This window comes from Streptomyces sp. NPDC060028 (assembly GCF_042736725.1).
Taxonomy (GTDB): domain Bacteria; phylum Actinomycetota; class Actinomycetes; order Streptomycetales; family Streptomycetaceae; genus Streptomyces.
On the sequence record NZ_JBHWVJ010000047.1, the window covers coordinates 47398 to 56697 of the forward strand.

Genomic DNA, 9300 nt, shown 5'->3' on the forward strand with positions numbered 1-9300 from the left:
GCTATGAGCCCCGCAGGACCGAGGCGACGTCCGGCGGGACGTACGCGTCACCCTTGAGCACCTTGCCGTCGGCACGGAAGGCGGGGCGGCCGCCCGGGCCGAGCTTGCTCATGTTCGCGCGGTGGACCTCGGCGATCACCGCGTCGAGGTCGATGCCGTACGCCGCCGCCGTGCCGTAGGCGATGTACACCACGTCGGCCAACTCGTGCGCGATGTGCGCGAGTTCACCTTCGGCGGTCGCCTCGGCGAGCTCGGCGACCTCCTCGTGGAGCAGGTCCTGGCGGTGCCGGGCGAGCGCGGGCGAGGGCGGCGTGGGCACGGCGGGGCAGTCGAGTCCGAAGGCCCGGTGAAAGGCACGGACACGCTCGGCGGTCGACTCGGCCGGCTCCTGGTTCATCGTCCGATCGTATCGACGCCCCGCCCCCCGCCCGCTCGCCAGCCCGCCCGCCCGCCCGCCGAACATGTCCGCGTCCGCACCACGGAGATGACCACCCTGCGATGCAGAAAACCCTCCGACCGAGATCGTTGGCCCTCCAGCCTGAGCCGCGGGCCGCTACCGTGAAGCCATGACCGCACTGCCCGACTGGATGCGCCCGCCGCGCGCGGAAGGCTGGTTCGCGGAGGACCTCGACCGCCTCCCCGAGGCGCCCCGCCACACCGAGCTGATCGACGGAGCCCTCGTCTTCATGATGTCGCCCCAGCGGTGGTGGCATGGCCACCTCGTCACCATGCTCACGTTCGCACTCATGGAGCAGGTGCCCGCCGACACCAGAGTCGGCCGCGAGATGACCATCAAGCTCGACCCGCGCAACCGGCCCGAACCGGACCTGCTGGTGACGACGGCCGATTTCGACGGTGACCGCACCTGGTTCGCACCGCAGGACGTCCAGCTCGTCATCGAGGTCGTCTCCCCCGAGTCCGCCCACCGCGATCGCACCGTAAAGCTCCGCAAGTACGCGGAGGCCGGCATCCCCCACTACTGGTGCATCGAGGACGAGGACGGGGCACCCGTCGTCCACGTCTACGAGCTCGACGAACCCACCGGCGCATACGCACCCGCCGGGATCTTCCGGGGCACCCTCCAGCGCCCGGTGCCCTTCGAGGTCAGCCTGGACCTCGACAAGCTCACGCCGCCCCGAAGCAGCTGAAAAGTCAGCACCACGTCAGCACGGAAATGCGGAAAGGGTCGGACTCGCCAGAGCCCGACCCCGCACCGCATGGGCGGTCAGTAGTGGTATCGAGCCACGAGAATGACGATCTCCCTGTCGGTCACCAGGTAGACGAGGCGGTGCTCGTCGTCGATCCGCCGCGACCACGCCCCGGGCAAGTGGTACTTCAAGGGTTCGGGTTTACCGATCCCCGAGAAGGGGTCACGCCTGACGTCCTCGATGAGCTTGTTGATCCGGGCGAGTATCTTGCGGTCGTTCTTGAGCCAGGACGTGTAGTCCTCCCAGCCCTGATCCTCGAAGACAAGCCTCACGCAGCGCCCGCACCCGCGGAATCCGGATCGATCAGCTCGCGCTCCGACACGTTGATGCCGGCCAGGGCGTTCTCGTAAGCCTTGAGCAGCCGACGAGCGTTCGCCGGGGAGCGCAGCAGGTACGAGCCTTCGCGCAGCGCCGCATAGTCCTCGGCCGCGATGAGCACGGCATTGCCGTGCTTGGAGACGATCTCGATGGCCTCGTGGTTCTCGTTGACCTTCTTGATCAGCGGAAAGAGTTCCTTGCGGGCTTCACTCGCGGTGATGGACATGACCTGACCCCCTCCATCAAGTGGTACTCAATAACGTACCACTCTCAGCGCCACCCGGGAGGGAGAAGCGCCTGACAGGCCGTCACCCATCCCAGCACCATCCCAGCACGGGAAAAGGCCAAGGGCCCACCTCCGAGGAGGTGGGCCCTGGCCTGACCTGCAGGTTTGCCCGGTGGGCGACGGTGATGCTCATTCACATGCTCAGACGTTGAAGCGGAACTCCACCACGTCGCCGTCCTGCATGACGTAGTCCTTGCCCTCCATGCGGGCCTTGCCCTTCGCGCGGGCCTCGGTGACCGAGCCGCATTCGACCAGGTCCGCGAAGGAGATGACCTCGGCCTTGATGAAGCCGCGCTGGAAGTCGGTGTGGATCACGCCGGCCGCCTCCGGGGCGGTGGCGCCCTTCTTGATCGTCCAGGCGCGCGTTTCCTTCGGGCCGGCCGTCAGGTAGGTCTGCAGGCCCAGGGTGTCGAAGCCGACGCGGCCGAGGGTGGCGAGGCCGGGCTCCTCCTGGCCGACCGACTGGAGGAGTTCGAGGGCCTCCTCGTCGTCCAGCTCGGAGAGGTCCTGCTCCAGCTTGGCGTTCAGGAAGATCGCCTCGGCCGGGGCGACCAGCGCGCTCTGCTCCGCCTTGAAGGCGTCGTCCGTCAGCTCGTCCTCGTCCACGTTGAAGACGTACAGGAACGGCTTCGTCGTGAGGAGGTGCAGCTCGTGGAGGAGGTCGCCCTGCTCCGTGCCCTTCGTGATGCCCTTCGAGAAGAGTGTGTCACCGGCTTCGAGGATCTTCTTGGCCTCGACGACCGCCGCCAGGACCGCGACCTTCTCCTTCTGGAGGCGGGACTCCTTCGTCAGGCGCGGCTCCGCCTTCTCGATGGACTGGAGGTCCGCGAGGATCAGCTCGGTGTTGATCGTCTCGATGTCGTCCTTGGGCGAGACCTTGCCGTCGACGTGGACGACGTTCTCGTCCTTGAAGGCACGGATGACCTGGCAGATCGCGTCCGACTCGCGGATGTTCGCGAGGAACTTGTTGCCGAGGCCCTCGCCCTCCGACGCACCGCGCACGATGCCCGCGATGTCGACGAAGTCGACCGTCGCCGGGAGGACCTTCTGCGAGCCGAAGATGCCCGCCAGGACCGCGAGGCGCGCGTCCGGGACGCCGACGACGCCGACGTTCGGCTCGATGGTGGCGAACGGGTAGTTGGCCGCCAGCACGTCGTTCTTGGTCAGGGCGTTGAACAGGGTCGACTTGCCGACATTCGGCAGGCCGACGATTCCGATCGTGAGCGACACGTTGGCGACTTCCCGTAGCTGGAGGGGGCGGCGGCCCGGGTGTGGGCCGACGGACAGTTTACTTTCCGTTGAGCGGCGCTGGATGTACGCGTGTCCGGGGCCCGATCCGGGGGCCCGCCCGCCTACTTTGGGAGGGTGGAGCAACACAGGACGCGATCGGCCCCTCACCCGCAGCGACCCCCGGCCCAGCGCGGGCGCCCGGCCACGGCCCCGGGCACGGCCCCGGCCGGGCCCGCACCGCAGGGCGGCAGCAGGCCCGCGTTCGCGCGCCGGCTGCCGCGGCCCCGCCTGACCGGCCTCGGCGGCGGGCTCTTCGCCTGCGCCGCCATGGCGCTGGTCGGCGGGATCGCCTGGCTGCTCTTCGACTCCTCGCTGTTCGTGTACGGGCTGCTGTTCCTGCCCGTGGCCGCCGCGACCGCGCTGTGGGTGCGGCCCGCCGACCTGATCACCGCGCCGATCGCCGCGCCGATCGCCTTCGCCGCCGGAGTGTGGCCCGTGGCGGGCGGCTCCGGCGGCTTCGGCGGTCAGCTCATCGGCCTGGTGTCCGCGCTGTCCCTGCACGCCGGCTGGCTGTACGCCGGCACGCTGATCGCCGCGCTGATCGCGGTCGTACGCAAGTCCGTGCTGATCGGCAGGAGACGACTCCCCCGCCGCATCGCCTGAGGCCTACGCAGCGGCCGACCGCGCCGCCATCGCCGCCCCCACGATGCCCGCGTTGTTCTGGAGCTTCGCCGGGACGATCTCCGCCCGGATGCCCTCGATCAGCGGCAGGAACTTCTCCGGCTTGCGGCTCACGCCCCCGCCGATGATGAAGAGGTCCGGCGAGAACAGCATCTCCACGTGCGCCACGTACCTCTGGACGCGGTGCGCCCAGCGCTCCCACGTCAGGTCCCCGTCCTCCTTCGCCTTCACCGACGCCCGGGTCTCCGCGTCGTGGCCGTTGAGCTCCAGATGCCCCAGCTCCGTGTTGGGGACGAGCTTCCCGTCGATGAACAGCGCGCTGCCGATGCCGGTGCCCAAGGTCAGCAGGATCACCGTCCCGGGGACGTCCCGGCCCGCCCCGTACGTCATCTCCGCGATCCCGGCCGCGTCCGCGTCGTTCAGCACGGTCACCGGCCGGCCGTCCAGGCGCCGCGACAGCAGGGCCGCCACGTCCACGCCGATCCAGGCCTTGTCCATGTTGGCCGCCGTACGGGTCACCCCGCCCGTGACCACCCCCGGGAAGGTCACCCCCACCGGGCCGTCCCAGTCGAAGTGGCGTACCACCTCGACGACACAGCCGGCCACCCCGTCGGGGGTGGCCGGCTGCGGTGTCAGTACCTTGTGGCGCTCGCGCGCCAGATCGCCACGGTGCAGGTCCACGGGAGCGCCCTTGATCCCGGATCCGCCGATGTCCACGCCGAAAATCTGCATGTACACACCGTACGAAAGGGGCTACTTGTCGGCGACCAGCGCGGCCGCTTCGGCACGCAGGTCGCGGCGCAGCTCCTTCGGCAGCGAGAAGACGATCGACTCCTCGGCCGTCTTGACGATCTCCACGTCCGCGTACCCGCGGGCGGTGAGCCATTCCAGCACTTCCTCGACCAGGACCTCCGGCACCGAGGCGCCCGAGGTCAGGCCGACCGTGGTGACGCCCTCCAGCCAGGCCTCGTCGATCTCGCTCGCGAAGTCCACGAGGTGGGCGGCGCGCGCGCCCGCGTCGAGCGCCACCTCGACCAGCCGGATCGAGTTCGAGGAGTTCTTCGAGCCGACGACGATGACCAGGTCGGAGTCGGCGCCCATCACCTTGACGGCGGCCTGCCGGTTGGAGGTGGCGTAGCAGATGTCATCGCTCGGCGGCGAGACCAGCAGCGGGAACTTGGTCTTCAGGGCGTCGACCGTCTCCATCGTCTCGTCGACCGAGAGCGTGGTCTGCGACAGCCAGACGACCTTCGACTCGTCGCGCACCTCGACGGCGGCGACGTCGTCCGGGCCGTCCACGATCGTGATGTGGTCCGGGGCCTCGCCGGAGGTGCCGATGACCTCCTCGTGGCCCTCGTGGCCGATGAGGAGGATGTCGAAGTCCTCGTTGGCGTACCGGATGGCTTCCTTGTGCACCTTGGTGACCAGCGGGCACGTCGCGTCGATCGTCGCGAGCCTGCCGCGCGCCGCCTCCTCGTGCACCACCGGCGCCACGCCGTGCGCGGAGAACATCACGATGGAGCCCTCGGGCACCTCCTCCGTCCGCTCGACGAAGATGGCGCCCTTCTTCTCGAGCGTCTGGACGACGTACTTGTTGTGCACGATCTCGTGGCGGACATAGACCGGCGCACCGTACTGCTCGAGGGCCTTCTCGACAGCGATCACGGCTCGGTCCACGCCCGCGCAGTAGCCGCGGGGGGCGGCGAGCAGGACACGGCGGGATGCGGGAGCAGTCATGGGCTCCATCGTACGGGGGTCTCCAGCAGGCTGATCGTCCCCCGTCCGGCACAGACTGGGGCGAAAGCCTGTCCCGCCTGTCACCCCTGCCGCCCCCTCTCGCCCCTCTCGCCCCCATCACCGGAGGACGGATGCCGTCCGCTACGGACACGGACACGGACCCCGCCACGGCGCCCGCACTGCGGCGGAACCTCGGATTCCGGGACCTGGTCGTCTACGGGCTGCTCTTCATCGCCCCCATGGCCCCGGTCGGGGTCTTCGGCACCCTCGACGCCAGGTCGCACGGCGCCGTGGCCCTCGTCTACCTGGCCGCGACGGTCGCGATGGCCTTCACGGCCCTCTCGTACGCGCAGATGGTGCGCGTCGCCCCGCGGGCCGGCTCGGTGTTCACGTACGCCCGCAAGGGCCTGGGCGAGGGCCCGGGGCTGATCGCCGGGTGGATGGCGATGCTCGACTACCTGCTGATCCCGGCGGTGGCGTACCTCTTCTCCGGGATCGCGATGAACGCGCTCGTCCCCGAGGTGTCGCGGTGGGTGTGGACGGCGCTGGCGGTCGTGGTGACCACCCTGCTCAACCTGTGGGGCGTACGGGCTGCCGCGCGCGTCGGCTTCGCCGTGCTGGCCATGGAGATCCTGGTGCTGCTGGTGTTCCTGGTCTCCGCGGTGACGGTGCTGGTCCGGGACGGGGCGCGGCGCGGCTGGCTCTCGCCGCTGATCGGCGACGGCTCGCTCGGCTTCTCGACGGCCGCCGTGCTGGGCGCGGTGTCGGTCGCGGTGCTCTCGTACCTGGGCTTCGACGCCATCGCCTCCTTCGCGGAGGAGGTGACGGGGGGTTCGGCACGGGTGGCCCGGGCGGTGCTGTTCTGCCTGGCGCTGACGGGGGTGCTGTTCGTCGCCCAGACCTATCTGGCGGCGCTGCTGATGCCCGTGTCCTCCGCCGAGCTGGCCGCCGATCCGGCGAAGCAGGGCCCGGCCTTCTACGACGCGGTGGAGTCCTCCGTGGGGCTCTGGCTGCACGATCTGGTCGCGGTCAGCAAGGCGATCGGCGCGGCCTTCGCCGCGCTGGCCGGGCAGGCCGCCGCCGGGCGGCTGCTGTTCGCGATGGCCCGGGAGCGCCGGCTGCCGCGCCTGCTGGCCCGGACCTCGCAGGGAACCCCGCGGCCGGCGCTGCTGGTGGCGGCGACGATCACGCTGATCGCCGCGGTCTGGGCGGCCCGGCGCGACGACGGGCTGGACCACCTGGTCTCCGTGGTGAACATCGGGGCACTGGTCGCGTTCACCCTGCTGCACGCCTCGGTGGTGGGCTGGTTCGTGGTCAAGCGGATGGAGGGGCCCCCGAACCGGTGGAAGCACCTGGTCTGCCCGGTGCTGGGAGCCGCCGTGACCGTGGCGGTGATCGTCGAGGCCGCGTGGACGGCGCAGGTGGTGGGGGCGGTGTGGCTGGTGGTGGGCCTGGGGGTGCTGGTGTTCCAGCGCGGCCGACGCGCGAGCGACGGACGAGCCGGGCCCGGCTCGGGTGTCGGCCCCGGCGGCTAGCCTGCGTGCATGGGTCTGAATACATCGGCGGAGGCGCCACTGCCCGTCGGCCAGGTGTCCCGGCTCATCGGGGGCTGGATCGACAAGCTCGGCCAGGTGTGGGTGGAGGGGCAGATCACCCAGCTCTCGCGGCGGCCGGGGGCCGGGGTGGTCTTCCTGACGCTGCGCGACCCCTCGCACGACATCTCGCTCAGCGTGACCTGCTTCCGCCAGGTGTACGACGAGGTCGCGGACTCGGTGACGGAGGGCGCGCGGGTCGTCGTACTGGCCAAGCCGGAGTGGTACGCCCCGCGCGGGCAGCTGTCCCTGCGGGCCACCGAGATACGGCCGGTCGGCATCGGCGAGCTGCTGGCCCGGCTGGAGCGCCTCAAGCGGTCGCTGGCCGCCGAGGGGCTGTTCGCGCTGGACCGCAAGAAGCCGCTGCCCTTCCTGCCGCAGCTGATCGGGCTGGTCGTGGGCCGGGCCTCGGCGGCCGAGCGGGACGTACTGGAGAACGCGCGGCGGCGCTGGCCGGCCGTCCGCTTCGAGGTGCGCAACGTCGCCGTGCAGGGGGTCAATGCGGTGCCGCAGGTGATCCAGGCGGTCAAGGAGCTCGACTCCCTGCCCGAGGTCGACGTGATCATCGTGGCGCGCGGCGGCGGCAGCGTGGAGGACCTGCTGCCGTTCTCGGACGAGGAGGTCGTACGGACCGTCGCGGCGGCCCGTACCCCGGTGGTCTCGGCGATCGGGCACGAGCCGGACTCCCCGCTGCTGGACCTGGTCGCTGACCTGCGGGCCTCCACGCCCACGGACGCCGCGAAGAAGGTGGTCCCGGACGTGGGCGAGGAGCTGGAGCGGGTACGCCAGCTGCAGGGCCGGGGGCTGCGCGCGGTGCGGGGGCTGCTCGACCGGGAGGAGCGCGGGCTCGCACACGCCCTCGCGCGGCCCGTCTTCGTACACCCGCAGCGGATGGTGGAGACCCGCGAGGACGAGCTGGCGGCGCTGCTCGCGCGCGGCCGGCGCACGCTGGGGCACCTGCTGGACCGGGCCGACTCGGAGCTGGCGCACACCCTCGCCCGGGTGGTGGCGCTGTCCCCGGCGGCGACCCTGGAGCGCGGGTACGCCGTGCTCCAGCGGGCGGACGGACACGTGGTGCGCTCACCCGAGGACGTGGCGGCGGGCGAGGAGCTGCGCGCGCGGGTGGCGGAGGGCGAGTTCGCGGTGCGGGTCGCGGAGGTGGCCACGGCGGCCGCGGCGGCCGACCGGGAGCCTGGGTCGGGCACCGCTTAGCGACGACACACTGCCGCAACACTGTCGCTGTACTACGAATTTAAGGTGGAACGGGAATGGCCGAGGCCGAAACTGCGCTGGGGTACGAGCAGGCACGGGACGAGCTGATCGAGGTCGTCCGCAAGCTGGAGGCCGGCGGCACCTCGCTGGAGGACTCCCTGGCGCTCTGGGAGCGCGGCGAGGAGCTCGCGAAGGTGTGCCGGCACTGGCTCGAAGGGGCCCGCGCCCGGCTGGACTCGGCGCTGGCGGCCCGCGATGGCGGGGCGGGGGCAGGGGCGGACGGCGAGTGACGTCGGTCACCCCCCAGAGGATTTAGTTGAAAGTTCATCTACTTTCGCCGTAGTGTTCGAGTCAACGCTTCACCCCGCCTGCCGCATGGAAGAAGGCTTTCCGATGTCTCTCGTTCTTGACTCCGCCGCTCAGGACCTCCTGTTCCGCGAGGCCCGTACCGCCAACTCGTTCTCCGACGAGCCGGTGACGGAGGAGCAGGTTCAGGCGATCTACGACCTGGTGAAGTACGGCCCGACCGCCTTCAACCAGACGCCGCTGCGCATCACCCTGGTCCGCTCCCCCGAGGCCCGCGAGCGCCTCGTGCAGCACATGTCCGAGGGCAACAAGGCCAAGACGGCCTCCGCGCCGCTGGTCGCCATCCTCTCCGCGGACAACGAGTTCCACGAGGAGCTCCCGGCCCTGCTGCCGAGCTTCCCGCAGGCCAAGGACCTCTTCTTCGCCGAGCGCCCGGTCCGCGAGCAGTCCGCGCTGCTCAACGCCGCGCTGCAGGCCGCGTACTTCATCGTCGGCGTCCGCGCCGCCGGTCTGGCCGCGGGCCCGATGACCGGCGCCGACCTCGCCGGCATCCAGAAGGAGTTCCTGGACGCCGACCACACCCCGATGATGGTCGTCAACATCGGCAAGCCGGGCGAGGCCGCCTGGTACCCGCGCTCCCCGCGCCTGGACATCGACCAGGTCATCACCACCGTCTGAGTCCGCGACGGCGAACATCACGCAGAAGGCCGCGCGCCCCGGGATCCCGGGG

At 70.7% G+C, this 9300-nt stretch carries 12 protein-coding genes; 6 read left to right on the forward strand and 6 right to left on the reverse strand.

All coding sequences use genetic code 11. From position 1 onward, the window contains the following. Window position 1 precedes the first annotated feature (1 nt). A complete protein-coding gene (locus tag ACFWBF_RS22995; protein ID WP_385604941.1) occupies window positions 2-397 on the reverse strand; it encodes a MazG nucleotide pyrophosphohydrolase domain-containing protein in 396 nt (131 codons plus the stop codon). 169 nt (window positions 398-566) lie between these two features. Here ACFWBF_RS22995 and ACFWBF_RS23000 point away from each other — a divergent pair, with 169 nt between their 5' ends. Further along, entirely contained in the window at window positions 567-1148 is a 582-nt protein-coding gene (locus ACFWBF_RS23000; RefSeq protein WP_385604944.1) for a Uma2 family endonuclease, read from the forward strand. A gap of 77 nt (window positions 1149-1225) precedes the next feature. Here ACFWBF_RS23000 and ACFWBF_RS23005 read toward each other — a convergent pair whose 3' ends face one another. The 3 genes from ACFWBF_RS23005 to ychF form a co-directional block, all read right to left on the reverse strand. Further along, entirely contained in the window at window positions 1226-1480 is a 255-nt protein-coding gene (locus ACFWBF_RS23005) for a Txe/YoeB family addiction module toxin (protein ID WP_385604947.1), read from the reverse strand. Continuing rightward, window positions 1477-1752, reverse strand: a complete 276-nt coding sequence (locus tag ACFWBF_RS23010) for a type II toxin-antitoxin system Phd/YefM family antitoxin (protein WP_385604951.1) — start codon at window positions 1750-1752, stop codon at window positions 1477-1479. The genes ACFWBF_RS23005 and ACFWBF_RS23010 overlap by 4 nt, the downstream gene beginning before the upstream one ends. Before the next feature lie 201 nt (window positions 1753-1953). Continuing rightward, window positions 1954-3042, reverse strand: coding sequence for a redox-regulated ATPase YchF (gene ychF, locus ACFWBF_RS23015; protein WP_385604953.1), 1089 nt, complete (start codon window positions 3040-3042; stop codon window positions 1954-1956). Between the two features lie 135 nt (window positions 3043-3177). On the opposite strand from ychF, the gene ACFWBF_RS23020 reads away from it, so the two are divergent. Next, complete coding sequence (locus ACFWBF_RS23020) at window positions 3178-3705, forward strand: DUF6542 domain-containing protein (RefSeq protein WP_385604956.1); 528 nt, start codon at window positions 3178-3180, stop codon at window positions 3703-3705. A 3-nt stretch (window positions 3706-3708) separates the two neighbouring features. Here ACFWBF_RS23020 and ppgK read toward each other — a convergent pair whose 3' ends face one another. Further along, window positions 3709-4455, reverse strand: coding sequence for a polyphosphate--glucose phosphotransferase (gene ppgK / locus ACFWBF_RS23025; protein ID WP_385604959.1), 747 nt, complete (start codon window positions 4453-4455; stop codon window positions 3709-3711). 21 nt (window positions 4456-4476) lie between these two features. Next, window positions 4477-5469, reverse strand: coding sequence for a 4-hydroxy-3-methylbut-2-enyl diphosphate reductase (locus tag ACFWBF_RS23030; protein WP_385604961.1), 993 nt, complete (start codon window positions 5467-5469; stop codon window positions 4477-4479). Window positions 5470-5591: 122 nt separating this feature from the next. On the opposite strand from ACFWBF_RS23030, the gene ACFWBF_RS23035 reads away from it, so the two are divergent. The 4 genes from ACFWBF_RS23035 (at window position 5592) to ACFWBF_RS23050 (ending at window position 9248) form a co-directional block, all read left to right on the forward strand. Beyond that, window positions 5592-6995: an APC family permease gene (locus ACFWBF_RS23035; RefSeq protein WP_385604964.1), complete on the forward strand. Its 1404-nt coding sequence runs from the start codon at window positions 5592-5594 to the stop codon at window positions 6993-6995. 9 nt (window positions 6996-7004) lie between these two features. Further along, window positions 7005-8264 (forward strand): exodeoxyribonuclease VII large subunit, encoded by a 1260-nt coding sequence (gene xseA, locus ACFWBF_RS23040; RefSeq protein ID WP_385604967.1) that lies wholly within the window; start codon window positions 7005-7007, stop codon window positions 8262-8264. Between the two features lie 56 nt (window positions 8265-8320). Further along, window positions 8321-8554, forward strand: coding sequence for an exodeoxyribonuclease VII small subunit (locus ACFWBF_RS23045; RefSeq protein ID WP_385604970.1), 234 nt, complete (start codon window positions 8321-8323; stop codon window positions 8552-8554). A 103-nt stretch (window positions 8555-8657) separates the two neighbouring features. Beyond that, window positions 8658-9248: a malonic semialdehyde reductase gene (locus ACFWBF_RS23050; RefSeq protein ID WP_385236899.1), complete on the forward strand. Its 591-nt coding sequence runs from the start codon at window positions 8658-8660 to the stop codon at window positions 9246-9248. The last annotated feature ends 52 nt before the right edge of the window (window positions 9249-9300 follow it).